15 protein-coding genes are annotated in these 13,423 nt (G+C 68.3%); 6 read left to right on the top strand and 9 right to left on the bottom strand.

Annotation, left to right across the window (positions count from 1 at the left end; all coding sequences use genetic code 11):
• Positions 1–18: 18 nt before the first annotated feature.
• The 4 genes from MWM45_RS16365 to MWM45_RS16350 form a co-directional block, all read right to left on the bottom strand.
• A complete protein-coding gene (locus MWM45_RS16365; protein WP_247827358.1) occupies positions 19–807 on the bottom strand; it encodes an SDR family NAD(P)-dependent oxidoreductase in 789 nt (262 codons plus the stop codon).
• A gap of 89 nt (positions 808–896) precedes the next feature.
• The gene (locus tag MWM45_RS16360; protein ID WP_247827357.1) at positions 897–1,856 is read right to left on the bottom strand and encodes an NAD-dependent epimerase/dehydratase family protein; all 960 of its coding nucleotides are present in this window, start codon (positions 1,854–1,856) and stop codon (positions 897–899) included.
• The gene (locus MWM45_RS16355) at positions 1,853–2,449 is read right to left on the bottom strand and encodes a hypothetical protein (RefSeq protein ID WP_247827356.1); all 597 of its coding nucleotides are present in this window, start codon (positions 2,447–2,449) and stop codon (positions 1,853–1,855) included. Before MWM45_RS16355 ends, MWM45_RS16360 begins: the two co-directional genes overlap by 4 nt.
• Before the next feature lie 5 nt (positions 2,450–2,454).
• Positions 2,455–3,261, bottom strand: coding sequence for a DUF4386 domain-containing protein (locus tag MWM45_RS16350; protein ID WP_247827355.1), 807 nt, complete (start codon positions 3,259–3,261; stop codon positions 2,455–2,457).
• A gap of 89 nt (positions 3,262–3,350) precedes the next feature.
• On the opposite strand from MWM45_RS16350, the gene MWM45_RS16345 reads away from it, so the two are divergent.
• The 4 genes from MWM45_RS16345 to MWM45_RS16330 all read left to right on the top strand — a co-directional run bounded on the left by MWM45_RS16345 (position 3,351) and on the right by MWM45_RS16330 (position 6,352).
• A complete protein-coding gene (locus MWM45_RS16345) occupies positions 3,351–4,037 on the top strand; it encodes a TetR/AcrR family transcriptional regulator (protein WP_247827354.1) in 687 nt (228 codons plus the stop codon).
• A gap of 110 nt (positions 4,038–4,147) precedes the next feature.
• The gene (locus MWM45_RS16340) at positions 4,148–4,972 is read left to right on the top strand and encodes an alpha/beta fold hydrolase (protein WP_247827353.1); all 825 of its coding nucleotides are present in this window, start codon (positions 4,148–4,150) and stop codon (positions 4,970–4,972) included.
• On the top strand, positions 4,965–5,537 hold the full coding sequence (locus MWM45_RS16335) for a TetR/AcrR family transcriptional regulator (protein WP_247827352.1): 573 nt from the start codon (positions 4,965–4,967) through the stop codon (positions 5,535–5,537). Before MWM45_RS16340 ends, MWM45_RS16335 begins: the two co-directional genes overlap by 8 nt.
• A gap of 86 nt (positions 5,538–5,623) precedes the next feature.
• Positions 5,624–6,352, top strand: coding sequence for a sensor histidine kinase (locus MWM45_RS16330; protein ID WP_247827351.1), 729 nt, complete (start codon positions 5,624–5,626; stop codon positions 6,350–6,352).
• Here the strand turns inward: MWM45_RS16330 and MWM45_RS16325 are convergent.
• The 5 genes from MWM45_RS16325 to MWM45_RS16305 form a co-directional block, all read right to left on the bottom strand.
• Positions 6,342–7,055: a GAF and ANTAR domain-containing protein gene (locus MWM45_RS16325; protein ID WP_247827350.1), complete on the bottom strand. Its 714-nt coding sequence runs from the start codon at positions 7,053–7,055 to the stop codon at positions 6,342–6,344. The two genes, MWM45_RS16330 and MWM45_RS16325, sit on opposite strands and share 11 nt — an antisense overlap.
• Before the next feature lie 39 nt (positions 7,056–7,094).
• The gene (locus MWM45_RS16320) at positions 7,095–7,856 is read right to left on the bottom strand and encodes a GAF and ANTAR domain-containing protein (RefSeq protein ID WP_247827349.1); all 762 of its coding nucleotides are present in this window, start codon (positions 7,854–7,856) and stop codon (positions 7,095–7,097) included.
• 171 nt (positions 7,857–8,027) lie between these two features.
• Positions 8,028–8,738 (bottom strand): GAF domain-containing protein, encoded by a 711-nt coding sequence (locus MWM45_RS16315; RefSeq protein ID WP_247827348.1) that lies wholly within the window; start codon positions 8,736–8,738, stop codon positions 8,028–8,030.
• Positions 8,739–8,802: 64 nt separating this feature from the next.
• Positions 8,803–9,453 (bottom strand): GAF and ANTAR domain-containing protein, encoded by a 651-nt coding sequence (locus MWM45_RS16310; protein ID WP_247827347.1) that lies wholly within the window; start codon positions 9,451–9,453, stop codon positions 8,803–8,805.
• 312 nt (positions 9,454–9,765) lie between these two features.
• Entirely contained in the window at positions 9,766–10,491 is a 726-nt protein-coding gene (locus MWM45_RS16305) for a GAF and ANTAR domain-containing protein (RefSeq protein WP_247827346.1), read from the bottom strand.
• Between the two features lie 230 nt (positions 10,492–10,721).
• Here MWM45_RS16305 and MWM45_RS16300 point away from each other — a divergent pair, with 230 nt between their 5' ends.
• Together MWM45_RS16300 and MWM45_RS16295 are read left to right on the top strand one after the other, a co-directional pair.
• Complete coding sequence (locus MWM45_RS16300; protein ID WP_247827345.1) at positions 10,722–12,650, top strand: FAD-binding monooxygenase; 1,929 nt, start codon at positions 10,722–10,724, stop codon at positions 12,648–12,650.
• A gap of 1 nt (position 12,651) precedes the next feature.
• On the top strand, positions 12,652–13,395 hold the full coding sequence (locus MWM45_RS16295) for an IclR family transcriptional regulator (protein WP_247827344.1): 744 nt from the start codon (positions 12,652–12,654) through the stop codon (positions 13,393–13,395).
• The last annotated feature ends 28 nt before the right edge of the window (positions 13,396–13,423 follow it).

Here is a 13,423-nt window from a genome sequence, read left to right as displayed (position 1 = left end):
AACGTCGAGCGATGCGGACTAGCGCCTCATCAGTGCTGCGGTCAGCGGCAATCCCAGGCGGGTCGGCGCGAGTCGACCGAGGGCTGCTCCGACCCGATTGGCCGCACCCGACACGACGACGGGAGGGGTGCGCCTGCCATCGAGGGCGCGCAGGGCTGTCCGGACAACCTGTTCGGGGCTCTGGTAGCGACCCACCTTCGCATCGTCCGACCCGACCACGTCGAAGAACTCCGTCCTCGTGGCGCCAGGACACAGGGCGGTGACCCGCAGCCCGGTGTCGCGGGTCTCCCACGCCACCGCGGCGGTGAAGCTGCGCACATAGGCCTTCGTCGCCCCGTACACCGCCATCAACGGGACGGGCTGGAAACCTGCGGTACTGGCAACGTTGACCAGGGCGCCCGAGCCCTCGCTCACGAGATCCGGCAGGTACAACCGGGTCAGGGCGGTCAGCGCGCCCACGTTCAGTCGAACCTCCTCGTCGGTACGGTCGGGGTCGGCCTCGGCGAGGACGCCGTGCGTCGCGAACCCGGCATTGTTCACGAGCGTGGACACCCGAACCCCTTCCGCCTCGGTGAAGGCCCTCACGCGAGCCCACGATGCGGGGTCAGCCAGGTCCGCGCCGACGATCCGCGCCGTGATGCCGTGTCGGGCCTCCAGATCCCGCGCCAGCGCCTCGAGCCGGTCGACGCGTCGAGCGACCAGCACCAGATCGGCGCCGCGTGCGGCAAGGGCGCGGGCGAACTCGGCGCCCAGACCGGAACTGGCGCCCGTGACCAGGGCAGTGGTGGCTGCGAACTGAAGGGCCATGAGCTGACTCCTGGATCAGGGGGAGGAACGTTGTCACTGCCAACAGCGGGCAGTGAGGGAGCTATTCCGGGGGTCTCCGGTTGTGGTCGCTATCCTGCTGATCGGTCCTGCTCCGGGCGGTAGCTCCCGAGCGTCTCGGCGAGGGCTTGTTCGATCGGTGTGGCAGCGACGCCGAGGGCGCTGGTGATCGTGCTGCTGTCGACGACGAAGGGTTCCTCGAACTGGTACTGCATCTCGAGGAGTTCGCGCACGGTGGGGTTGACCAGCCCGAGGGCGCGAAGCAGCAACGGCGGGACGGCACGGAGCCCGGACCGGTCCTGGCCGGCCTGCCGGTAGATGATCCGGACGAGTTGACGTGTGGTGCGGGTGTCGGGGTCGTTGGGCAGATGCCAGATCCTCCCCGGGGCGTCGGGGTGTTCCCCGAGCACGGCAAGACCCTCGCCGATGTCAGGGAGGTACGTGTAGGTGTGCGGTTGATCGGGGTCACCGAGGACCGTCGCGGTTCTGCCCTTCAGCGCGGCGGGGAAGACGCGGTCGCCGAGATTCGACTGGGCCCCGCCGCGGGGGCCGAAGTAGTCCGACGCCCGGCCGATGGTGATCTCGACGCGGCCGGCCCTGTGCGCTGCGAGTAGTTCGTCGGCCATGCCGGCGCGGAGTCGCCCTTTCCTGGTGTGGGCATTGTTCTCGCGGTCCTCGGTGAGCGGGCGTCCTGCGGGACGCCCGTACATGTAGACGTTCTCCAGGCTCACCAGGCGTGCTCCGGCCCTTTCGGCAGCAGTCAGTACGCCGGCCTGCAGCGCCGGGAACTGCTGACTCCACTGGGAGTACGGCGGATTGAGTGCCTGGTAGACGACGGCGGCGCCACGGGCCGCGTCGACGGCGAAGGAGGTGTCCCTGGCATCCCCGGCGAGGAGCTCGACGCCGGCACCGACGGGGGCGTGGCCTGAGCGGTTGACGAGTCGCACGGTGCGGCCGCGGCGACGGAGCGCGTCGAAGGTGGCGAGGCCGATCGCTCCGGTGCCGAAGATGACGTGCAGCCCGGCGCTCATGTCGTCGCCGTCGTCGTCGGGAGTGATGCAGGTGTGTGAGCGTTCGGCCGGGAGGGGACGAGCCAGTAGAGGGCGAGTCCCGACAGTGCGGCGAAGACGAGAGCTCCGCTGGCACCGAAGACGATGAACTGTTCGTCCACCCTGATCAGCAGGAGGGTCGTGACGGTCCAGCCCAGTGCCCACAGGAGAGGCACGACGGCGCCCCAGATCCAGCGTCGGGGGACGCCGCGCGGCAATGCTGCAGCCTGGCAGGCACCCACGATGAGGCCGTTGAGGGCTCCCATCAGCGCGAGATCGGCGAGGGAGGTGCGGTAGTCCACCGCGGTGGCGCCGAGGAACAGTCCTGCACCCATGCCCACGATGGTCGCGGGTATCCACCTGCCGGCCTGCAGGCGGTGGCTGCTGGCCAGCGTCTGGCCGACGCCGATGACGAGCCCGGCGACAGCGCCACCGATGAGCGCCGAGGCCGTGTCGTCGACGCGGCCGACGACGACACCGCCGATGAGGCCGGCGACGGGGAAGGCGAGGAATCCGGCGACCCACACGAGCCAGTTGCGCAGGAACGGCGGGCGGGATGAGGGGGAGTGTGCCATGAGGATCAGTTCCTTGGTCCGGCCTGGGCAGATCGGCTGTTCGGTGGTGAGTGGAGGGATGACGCGGAGTCCGGCCGGCCGGTGGAGCTCGCGTGCCCAGGAGCAGGGCGGGTCAGCAGGACGACGCCGAGGGCGGCCACCCAAAGGCCCCAGGCGGTGCTGCCGAGGAGCCCGGCCAGGTCCCAGACAGGGAAGCCGGGCACGGCGGTCGAGAGGATGTCCCCCTGGTTGAGCAGGTAGGTCGCGCTCGCAGCGATGCCCACGGCACCGAGCCAGCGTGGGAGGATCCCGCTGCGCAGGATGATCACGCTGAGCGTGACCGACCAGCCGATGACGAGCAGCTGACCCAGATGTTCTCCCAGCAGCGCGCCCCCGAACTGGTGCTGCGCGGTCCAGGCCGCCTCCACCGCCGCCCGGGTCCGGGCATCGCCGGTGACATAGGAGTCGGCGAGTGGTGGGACCACGAACACCCAGCGAAGGAACCCGATGAGGGAGACCAGCACCGAGACCGCTCCTACCGAGGTAGCCACCTGCAGCGCGGGGTTCGACCGTAGCCCGAGGGCTGCGGGTAGGAGGAGGACGGGCAGGGCGAGGAGGCCGTAGGTCCAGGCCGTCGTGAGCCAGAGCCAGACCAGACCGGGCCCGCCGGCGTCGAAGGCCGGCAGGACGATGCCGGGCGGCTCCCGCAGGATGTCCGGCCAATCGAAGGTGACGGACAGGGCTGTCGCCGCAGCAGCGAAAGCGATCGCGCTGACCACGAAGAGGGCGCCGGTGAGATGCCGGAGGCTGCTACTGCTGTGTGTGGTTGTCATGAGTGGGTCTGCTTCCCGAGACCTGATCTGTACAGTGTACAAATGGTGTACCCTGTACAGAAAAGTGTCAAGGGTGAGGAATCCTGTACGTGGCAGAGCAGCTCAAAGGCTTCCGTCGCGGCCCACGGAGGGCCTCGACCGAGGAGGAGATCGTGGAGGCCGCGCTCGGCCTGCTGGACGAGGGTGGTGCGAATGCCGCCTCCATCCGAGGGATCGCCGCCCGGGTGGGCGTAGCTCCGAATGCGGTCTACACGTACTTCCCCGACAAGGCGGCCGTCGTCAAGGCGATCGTCGAGCATCTGCTCGGGCAGGTCGATCATGCGGTGTTCGCCGACCCCGATGTCCCCTGGCGCCGGCGCATCGAACTCCTCGCCGTCGAACTGCGGGAGCGCCTCACGGCTCATCCGGGCGCGGTGGGGTTGATGATCGGCGGCCCCATGGACGGTCCCCGGGCCCTCGCCCTGAACGAACGACTGATGGAGGTCCTTTCCAGTGCAGGGTTCCGCCCCACGGATGCGGCAAGAACCTCCTACCTGTTGATCGTCTTTGTCTTCGGTTCGATCGCCCTGGAAGTGGCGGAACTCGGCGATGCCCGTCCGGCGCCGTCGGAAGCCGAGCGCATCGCGGCACGGTTCGCAGGGTTCTCCTCGATACCAGCCGAGACCTACCCGCTGTCCGCCGCCGCCGTGCACGTCATGGCCCGCTACGTGTCGACCGAGCAGTATCTCTGGGGATTGCACCGGATACTCGACGGCATCAGCCACCCACCGACGTGAATCCGGCCGCGTGGTCCTGGCCGAGTCGGTGCACGACGAGCGACGAGCAGATGCACACTCCGTGCCATGAAGCTATTGACTATAGCTAAATAGGGATACACACTAGCCGCATGACCTTTTCCACTCCAGCTTCCACCCGGTACATCGCCCGCCCCGAGGGGCGCATCGCCTACGACCTTCAGGGCTCCGGCCCGCTCGTCGTCCTTGTGCCCGGTATGGGCGAGCTGCGCTCGTCCTACCGCTTCCTGACGCCGACGCTCGTCGCGGCCGGCTACGCGGTCGCAAGCACCGACCTCCGGGGTCACGGTGACAGTGACACCACCTTCTCCTCCTACGGCGATGTCGAGACGGCCGGCGATATCCAGGCCCTGATCGCGCAGCTCGGGGGGAGGGCGGTCATCGTCGGCAACTCTCTGGCTGCCGGTTCCGCTGTCATCGTCGCGGCCGAGCACCCCGATCAGGTGGACGGCCTGGTGCTGGTCGGGCCGTTCGTGCGCAACCCGCCGTCCAATGCCTTCACCCGGGCCATGTTCCGCACCATGATGGCCGCGCCCTGGGTCGCCGCCGTCTGGAAGGGCTACATGCCCACCCTCTATGCCGGCCGCAAGCCGGACGATTTCCAGGAGTACCGCACGGCGGTCGTGGCAAGCCTCAAGCGCAGGCCCTACGGCAAGGCCTTCTCGCTGACCACCCGGCAGACCGACCATGACCCCGCCGAGGCGAAGCTCGGCTCGGTGACCGCGCCGACGATGGTGATCATGGGGGAGGAAGACCCCGACTTCAAGGATCCCGCCGCGGAGGCCCGCTTCGTCGGTGATGCCCTTCGGGGGGAGGTCGTCATGATCGCCGACGCCGGCCACTACCCCCAGTCCCAGCAGCCCGCAGTGACCTCCGACGCCGTCCTGCGGTTCCTCAGGACGGTGCAGCATGCCTAGGGCAGGCCTTTCCCGCGACCGGGTGGTGGAGGAGGCCGCGCTGATGGTCGACGAAGTCGGTCTGCACCGGCTGACCCTCGCCGCCCTGGCGGAACGGCTCGGTATCCGCCAGCCCTCCCTCTACAAGCACATCGACTCGATGGCGGGACTGCATCGCGACATCTCGGTCCGCGCGAAACGCGAATTCGGCGGGGTGCTCGCCCGCGCCGCCGTCGGCCGGTCCGGCGCCGCCGCCATCCACTCCATGTCCCACGCCTACCGCGACTGGGCGCGCGAGCACCCCGCCCGCTACGAATCCTCCCAGCGCATGCCCTCGCCCGGCGACCTCGAGGACGAGGCCGTCTCACTCGAGGGCATCCAGGTCATCGCCGACGTGCTCGTCGCCTACGACCTGGCCGGCGACGACGCCATCGACGCGATCCGCGCCCTCCGCTCCGCCCTGCACGGTTTCGTCTCGTTCGAGACCACGGGATCCTTTGCCATGAGCGCGAACGTCGACCGCAGCTTCGAGCGCCTCGTCCACGGCTTCACCGTCGCCCTCACACAGTGGACCGATACTTCTTGACCTCGGAGCTGGTCTGGCGGACGCTTGTATAAGACACCCCGGACCCCGGTGGCACCATCGCTTCCCTGCCTCCAAGGATCCGCATCATGTCGTCCATCGTCGATTCACGACCCCCTACCTCCCCTCTCGACGCGCCGTGGTCCGGGAGTGGTGCCGGGTACGGCCAGGCCGTTCAGCAGCACGATCAGGTCATCCAACGCCTGTTCGCGGCGGGCCTGCGCATCCAGGGCCTCCGCAAGCACCTCGCGGATCGTGAAGCACTCGAACGCATCAGCCTCGTGAGCGCTGAACTCGACGCCGCGATCAGGGATCTGCGCCGCACCATCCACTCCCTGCAATCCGGCCCGCCGACCCCACCGACCTTCAGCGCCAGTGTGCTGGCCGTCGTAGCGGCCACGGCCCGGGATCATGCCCTTCAGCCCGAGCTGCACCTCACCGGGCCCCTCGACTCCGGTGTCGATCCCGTGGTGGCCGACCATGTGCGTGCACTCCTCGAGGAAGGCCTGTGCCGTGCACTCCGGGACGCCACCACGGCCTCCATCACCGTCACGCTGCGCGTCCTTCGGGGTCGCCTCGAGATGGGAATCAGCGACGACGGCTCCGGGTTTGCCGCACCACCGTCCTGCAGGGGCCTGACGGCGATGCGGCGCCACGCCGAACTCTGTGCGGGCACTCTTTCCGTCTCGAGCTCCCTCGGCGAGGGAACGCGCGTCCTGCTCATCGTGCCCGGCGCGGACGCTGAGCGGGAGGGAACCGCGACGACGAGCGTCCGCACGGTCGGCGTGCGGACAGGTCTGTCGGTGGTCAGAGGGTAAGCGTGCGCCCCAGCACTGCTTCTGCTGTGTCGGTCAGGCTGGTCCTGTGGGATCGGGCATAGGCACGCAGGCGTTCGAAGGCCTCGTTGGTGGTGACGTTCGAGATCTGGGAGATCACGCCCTTGGCCTGCTCGACGAGGATCCGGCTGTTCAGTGCCCGTTGCAACTGATCATTGACGATCGCCGATTCCCGGATGGAGCGTTCCTGCAGGATGCTGATCGTCGACACGTCGGCGAGCGCCTGCCCGATGGCGACATCCTCCTCGCTCAGTTCGCCGGTGTCGGTACGGAACAGGTTCATCGCTCCGATGGTCTTCCCGCGTACGCGGAGTGGAAAGGCGTGCACGGACTGGAAGCCCTGGGCCGCGGCGGCATGTTTGAACTTCGGCCACCGGTCCCCGGTCCCGGCGATGTCCCGGATGGTGACGGGAACACCCGTGACGAAGCATTCCACGCACGGGCCGGCCCCCGTCTCCTGCTGCAGGACTTCGATGAGGCGGCTTTCCTCGCTGGTCGACGCCAGCACCTGCAGGACGCCGTCCGGGCCGGCGAGCATCAGCCCGGCAGCGGTCGCGTCGAGCAGTCCCACGCACTCGTCGACGAGCGTGTGCAGGAGGTCCAGCACATCGTATTCATCGACCAGGGTGTCCGCGATCCTGACGAAGGCGGCACTGACCCGGCTTGCCCGGGTGGTGGATTCCATGAAGCCCACGGTAGGCCTCCTTAGGTTCTTTTCATAGATTCAAAGGGGTGAGAAGTCCAGCCGTCTGTCGAGGACGTCGCTGGATGTCTCCCGTACCGTCTGTCCGTTCGCGAAAGCATGCCCTCGCAGGAGCAGCAAGGCGTCAGCCGCTGTTCCGCCGGTCTGGGCGAGCACCATACCCGTTGCCTGGTGTATCTCGCGGCGTGAGGGTGTCAGCCCTGCCTCGGGATTGTCCTCATCATCAGGAACAAGGATGTGGCGCAGTAGACTCCAGGCGGCCGCGTCGGCCAGAGCTCGCGCTGTGGTCATCTCGGAGTGGTTCAATTCCCCCGGGGTGGTCCGGTAGAGCTCCACGACCCCCACATCCAGGGCCCCGATGATCAGGGGTAAGACGAACAGGGCTTGCACGTCGGTGCCGGTCAGCGCTTTTCCGAAGACCGGCCATTTCTCGTGGGCCATCGAGCGTACATAGGGGAGGAGGACAGGCATCCGGGAGCGGGCGGCTTCCCATCGAGGGCCTTCACCGAGGTCGAACTGGAGTTCGTCGAGTGTGGCGGCGAGCTCGTCGCTGGCTCCCAGCATGGTCTCCTGAGCGGACCCGCTGAATGCCGATAGCGCAGCACCCGATACCGGTATCGCCTCGATGAACGACGTGCACAGAGTCGAACACCACCGATCCAGCCCTGACGATTTATCCACGGTCATGTGCATCACCCGACCGGGGGTGGTGGAAGGTAACGCGAGCCCAGCATCTTCCTCACCCTTTCCGCAGACGGTGCGAACAGTCGACGGGAAGATCATGCGGGTCCGTCAGCGGCCCCGGTGAATCTTGTGGTGTAACTCTAGCCGTCCATGGCCGCCAGGATCAGGTCTGGCAGCACTCGATTTGCACTCACGCTGGCCTCGGTAGGAGCGTGGCGCCGGGACGTGCACGCCAGGCAGAACCGGGCCCAGGTGGGCCCGGTGCGTGCTTCAGAGGACCAGCGTGCGGTCGATGACCTGCTGGCTGGTGTCGTTGAGGGTCTGGTGTGTGGAGCGGGCGTGGCTGCGCAGGCGATTGAACGCCTCGTCCATGGTCACGGTGGAGATCTGGGCGATGACGCCCTTGGCCTGCTCGATCATGATCCTGCTGTTGAGGGCCCTCTGCAGCTGATCGTTCACGATCTGGCTTTCCCGGATCGTGCGCTCCTGCAGGAGGCTGATGGTGGCCACCGACGCCAGCGCCTGGGCGATCACCGCATCCTCCTGCTCCAGCTCCCCGACTGCCGAGCCGAAGAGGCCCATGGCGCCGATGACCCGTTCGTGGATGCGCAGGGGAACCACATGGACGGAGGCGAAACCCTGCCGGAGGGCAGCGCGTCGGAAGGCCGGCCACTTGTCGAGAGCGGCGATATCGGCGATCGTGACGACGGACCCGGAGTGGTAGCACTCGATGCAGGGGCCTTCTCCGGCCTGCAGCTGGAGGATCTCGACGAGCTCCGACTCCTCGCTGGTCGACGCCACGACCTGCAGGTCCCCGTGGGGGCTGGCAAGCAGGATGCCTACCTGATCGACCTGCAGGAGATCGACGCATTCCTCCGCGAGGGTGTGGAGCAGGTCGAGAACGTCGTAGTCGGCGACCAGGGTGTCGGCGAGCCTGACGAACGCGGTACTCACCTTTTCGGGTCGTGATCGGGTCACCATTGTCCTGTCCTCCGGCACTGCGTCGTATCGTCGCCCTGGTGGCGGGGATGTAGAAGTACTTCCATTAGTGTTCCTCACCGCTTGCATTGTCCTTCACGGCATCCGGCTTCGTTGTGAAGGTGAGACGTCGGCTGATGACCGCCTGTGCCGCCTCTTCGAGGGTCTGCTCGTGGGCGAAGGCATGTGCCCGCAGCAGCATGAGAGCTTCAGCAGCCGACACACCTGCCTGCACGAGGATCATCCCCGTGGCCTGGTGGATCTCCCGCCGCGCGAGCGGTTCGGACTCCGTCGCCCCTGTGCTTCGGCGACTGTCGTCCAGGATGGAGTGCATCAGGGCCCAGGACGTCTTACCGGTCAGGGACAGCGCGTGCAGGAGTTTCGATCGACTGAGCGGCCCGGGATGGGTGTGATACAGCTCGACGACACCGATGTTGACGGCACCGACGATCAAGGGCAGAGCGAAGACCGCGGCCGCCCCCGCATCGGCAAGGGCGGTACCCAGACCCGGCCAGGTCAGGTGAGCCGCGTGGGTGTCCGGAACCATCACGGGCGCCCGGGTCCGCATGGCATCCCACCGCGGCCCCTCTCCCACCGAGAACTGCGCCTCATCCAGCGCGATCGCGCAGTCATCGGTCGCACCCATGCGGGTCTCGTTCGCGGTCCCGACGAAAATGGAGATGGCAGCACCGGTCACCGGTAGGTCCGTCAGGAACACCGAACACAGATCGTCGTCGCTGTGGAGATTCAACACGCGAACCCGACCGGGGGGGTCGGGACGGAAGGTGCGGTCGTCATGGCAGGTCTCGGATCGTCGGCTTGGGCCCGACGGCCGCAGGCACACTCATCGTTCTGAAAGCCCCTCAACAATCCGCCGACGATCACTGAATTTCACGAAGAACTGATCCCACCATAGCCCGACCTTCCCGTTCAAGGGACTTGCCTGCCCAGTATCCCAGTGCAGGGCTCGCAGTCACGACAAGCGACGTGGGAGGACCACGTGGTTGAGCATTGTCGCCGGAGGTGCTCGTCAGTTCGTGAAATGGGTGCGGGGTGTGGTGCCGGTGGCCTGGACGATCAGGTCGCGGGCGACTTCGCTGAGCTTCTGGTGCCGGGTGTTGGAGGCCCGCTGGAGCATCTCGAAGGCTTCGTCCTGGGTGCACCGGCTCTGGGCGAGGATGATCCCGACGGCGATGTCGATACTGGTCCGTGACTCCATCGCCGCATACATGTCGGCAGCGGCGTCCTGGTAGCGGGCCACACGCATCGCCATCTCGAGGGCCGTGCCGGCCTGGGCGGCGAACACGGCGGCAACCCTCCGCCTCTCGGAGGTGAAGTATCCGGTGGGGCGGGCGTAGAAGTTCAGCGTCGCGGTTCCCTCGGGTCCGAGTTGCAGTGGAACGCTGAGCATCGATGCGAATCCGGACACGGTGGAGGAGGCGAAATAGCGTGGCCACCGCCGGTCACGCCGTCCGTCGTCGACGACCACCGTCTCCTGCGTGGTCATCGCGGCCAGTGATGGTCCCTCTCCGACATCGTGCTGGAGTTCGGTGAGGGCCGCCGCCCTCACCGAACTGCTCCTGACATTCACGTGCCGGTTCCCCCGCCGGGACATCAGCCCACACAGCACCGACGCATCGCCGGCGAAGAGCTGCTCACCCAGCACCGACAGCTGGTCGAGGAAGTCCGTGATGCTCCGGTCCTCGAGCAGCAGGGAGTGCGGATCTGCCGCGTCCGAACGCTCGCCGTTCTGCATGATAGGTAACCTACGCCACAATGTGTGAAGTATTTCGACCACGGCGAGGATTTCGTCCTGAAGCGGTGATCTCGGCCGTCGCAGCAGCCTGGTCCCGCGCAACCGGACCGCTCCCCACCGCCATTGAGTCCCGTAACCACCCGGGTTACCATCGCCCTACGAAAGAAGAACGGCGTGTTCGATTATCGAACGCGAGCAACGGCACATCCACAATGAAGTGAGGCCAGCCCGTGCAATTCCACCACCACGGCTACGTGTCCGGTGACCCCCGCGTCCAGCCGGCCGCCGGCGTCGGGGTCGACCGTCCGCAGGAGCTCCCCGACGAGGTCGACGTCCTCATCGTCGGCACCGGACCTGCCGGCATGATCGCCGCCGCGCAGCTCTCCCAGTTCCCGGGCATCACCACGCGGATCGTCGAGCGCCGACCGGGGAGGCTGGTGATCGGGCAGGCCGACGGCATCCAGGCCCGCAGCGTCGAGACGTTCCAGGCCTTCGGGTTCGCCCACCGGATCATCGACGAGGCGTACCGGATCGTCGAGATGGCCTTCTGGAAGCCCGATCCTGCGGACTCCTCGCGCATCATCCGCACGGCCCGCCCCGAGGACGACCCGACCGGCATCAGCGAGTTCCCGCACCTGATCGTCAACCAGGCCCGCGTCCTCGACTACTTCGCCGAGTTCATGAAGAACGCGCCCACCCGCATGGAACCCGACTACGGCTACGCCTTCGCAGGACTGGAGGTCGACGACGAGCAGGAGTACCCGGTGCGGGTCACCCTCGCGCACACCTCCGGGGAGCACGAGGGCGCCGAACGCACGGTGCGGGCCCGATACGTGGTGGGGGCCGACGGCGCGCGCAGTCCCGTACGCCAGGCGATCGGCTGCACCCTGGCCGGGGACCAGGCCAACCACGCGTGGGGCGTGATGGACGCCCTCGCGGTCACCGACTTCCCCGACATCCGCCGCAAGTGCGCCATCCAGTCCGGGGCCGGCGGCAGCATCCTGCTGATCCCGCGCGAGGGCGGGCACCTCTTCCGCATGTACGTGGACCTCGGAGAGGTGGACCCGGCGGACAAGGGCGCGGTCAGGTCCACGACGCTCGAGCAGATCATCGCCAAGGCCAACACGATCCTCAGCCCCTACACCCTCGACGTGCGGAACGTCGCCTGGCACAGCGTCTACGAGGTGGGACACCGGCTCACCGACAGGTTCGACGACGTCCTGCCCGAGGACGTCGGCACCCGGACCCCGCGCGTCTTCATCACCGGCGATGCCTGCCACACGCACAGCGCCAAGGCCGGCCAGGGCATGAACGTGTCCATGCAGGACGGCTTCAACCTCGGCTGGAAACTCGGCCACGTCCTCGAGGGGCGCAGCCCGGAGGCCCTGCTGGCCACGTACTCGGCCGAACGGCAGGTCGTCGCGAAGGACCTCATCGCGTTCGACAAGGAATGGTCGACCCTCATGGCGCGGAAGCCGGAGGAGTTCGCCGACCCGTCCGAGCTCGAGGACTTCTACGTGCGGACGATGGAGTTCCCGGCGGGCTTCATGACGCAGTACGCGCCGTCGATGCTCATCGCCGACGGTGTGCACCAGGATCTCGGCGCCGGGTTCCCCGTCGGCAAGCGCTTCAAGTCCGCGCCCGTGGTCCGCGTGTGCGACGGCGTCCCGATGCACCTCGGCCACCACGCGACGGCGGACGGCCGGTGGCGCATCTACGTGTTCGCCGATGCCGCGGAGCCCGGCGCGTCCTCCGGTGTGGCGGGGTTCGCCGACTGGATCGGCGCGCACCCCGACTCGCCGCTCGCCGCCACGCCCCCGGACGCCGACCGGGACGCCTGGTTCGACGTGAAGGTGATCTACCAGCAGGACCACAGGCAGGTGGACATCGGGCGGGTCCCGGCGGAGTTCACACCGTCGGTGGGGCCGTTCGGGCTCACGGACTACGAGAAGGTGTACGCCGCCGATCCGACCGCGGACATCTTCGACCTGCGCGGAGTGGACCGCGCGGGCGTCGTCGTCGTCGTCCGGCCCGACCAGTACGTGGCGCACGTGCTCCCGCTCGCCGACACCGCGGGCCTCGCCGCGTTCTTCGCCCCACTCCTGGCGTCCCGGACGGACCGCGCCGACAGGCCCGGAGCCGGACGGGCCGTCGCCTGACATGCGGACGGCACACGCGGGCCCGGCCTTGACCGCCGCCACGGGAGCTGCGCCGTCGGCCCCCGCCTCCCAGACCCTGTCCCGGGGCATCCGCGCCCTGGAGATCCTCGCGGAGACCCCGGACGGGCTGACGACGGCCGAGGTCGCGGGCGCGCTGGACGTGCACCGATCCATCGCCTACCGGATCCTGCGGACCCTCGAGGAGCACTCGCTCGTGGTCCGGGACGCCGGCGGCCGGTTCCAGGCCGGCCCGGGACTCGCCAACCTCGCCCGGGGCGTGGCACCGCGACTGCAGACGGCCGCGCTGCCCGAGCTCACCGCGGTGGCGTCCGAACTGCAGATGACCGCGTTCATCGCCGTCTGGGACCGGCACCACTGCGTCACCCTCGTGGCCGTCGAACCGCCGCACGGCGAGGGCACCCTCGTCCAGCGGCCGGGCTCGCGCCACCCGTTCGACGCCGGGGCGCCCGGCATCGCCATCCAGTCCGCCCTCACCGAGGCCCACTGGCAGCGCCTGGCACCGGGCTCGCCCTACCGGGAGGCATCCAGGATCGCTGCGGCCACCGGGTATGCCACGAGCCAGGACGAGGTGATCCCCGGCGTCAGTTCCGTCGCCGCCCCCGTCCAGGTCCGGGGCCGCCTCCCGGCCGCGCTCGCCGTCGTCTACCTCCGCAGCGAGCAGCCGGTCGAGGCCATCGGTGCCCGCGTCGCCGCCGCGGCCCGCGCCGTCGGATCCGTCCTGTGAGACGGCCCCACCACCCCACACCCCTCCG

It is taken from the genome of Arthrobacter antioxidans (assembly GCF_023100725.1).
Classification (GTDB): Bacteria; Actinomycetota; Actinomycetes; order Actinomycetales; family Micrococcaceae; genus Arthrobacter_D; species Arthrobacter_D antioxidans.
The sequence above is the reverse complement of the archived record's forward strand: the minus strand, read 5'-3'. Positions and strand labels throughout refer to the sequence as shown.

Excerpts from the sequence above, each read along its gene's own strand:
- MWM45_RS16365 (WP_247827358.1), bottom strand. The coding sequence starts at position 807 with ATGGCCCTTCAGTTCGCAGCCACCACTGCCCTGGTCACGGGCGCCAGT.
- MWM45_RS16360 (WP_247827357.1), bottom strand. The coding sequence starts at position 1,856 with ATGAGCGCCGGGCTGCACGTCATCTTCGGCACCGGAGCGATCGGCCTC.
- MWM45_RS16355 (WP_247827356.1), bottom strand. The coding sequence starts at position 2,449 with ATGGCACACTCCCCCTCATCCCGCCCGCCGTTCCTGCGCAACTGGCTC.
- MWM45_RS16350 (WP_247827355.1), bottom strand. The coding sequence starts at position 3,261 with ATGACAACCACACACAGCAGTAGCAGCCTCCGGCATCTCACCGGCGCC.
- MWM45_RS16340 (WP_247827353.1), top strand. The coding sequence starts at position 4,148 with ATGACCTTTTCCACTCCAGCTTCCACCCGGTACATCGCCCGCCCCGAG.
- MWM45_RS16335 (WP_247827352.1), top strand. The coding sequence starts at position 4,965 with ATGCCTAGGGCAGGCCTTTCCCGCGACCGGGTGGTGGAGGAGGCCGCG.
- MWM45_RS16330 (WP_247827351.1), top strand. The coding sequence starts at position 5,624 with ATGTCGTCCATCGTCGATTCACGACCCCCTACCTCCCCTCTCGACGCG.
- MWM45_RS16325 (WP_247827350.1), bottom strand. The coding sequence starts at position 7,055 with ATGGAATCCACCACCCGGGCAAGCCGGGTCAGTGCCGCCTTCGTCAGG.
- MWM45_RS16320 (WP_247827349.1), bottom strand. The coding sequence starts at position 7,856 with ATGATCTTCCCGTCGACTGTTCGCACCGTCTGCGGAAAGGGTGAGGAA.
- MWM45_RS16315 (WP_247827348.1), bottom strand. The coding sequence starts at position 8,738 with ATGGTGACCCGATCACGACCCGAAAAGGTGAGTACCGCGTTCGTCAGG.
- MWM45_RS16305 (WP_247827346.1), bottom strand. The coding sequence starts at position 10,491 with ATGCAGAACGGCGAGCGTTCGGACGCGGCAGATCCGCACTCCCTGCTG.
- MWM45_RS16295 (WP_247827344.1), top strand. The coding sequence starts at position 12,652 with ATGCGGACGGCACACGCGGGCCCGGCCTTGACCGCCGCCACGGGAGCT.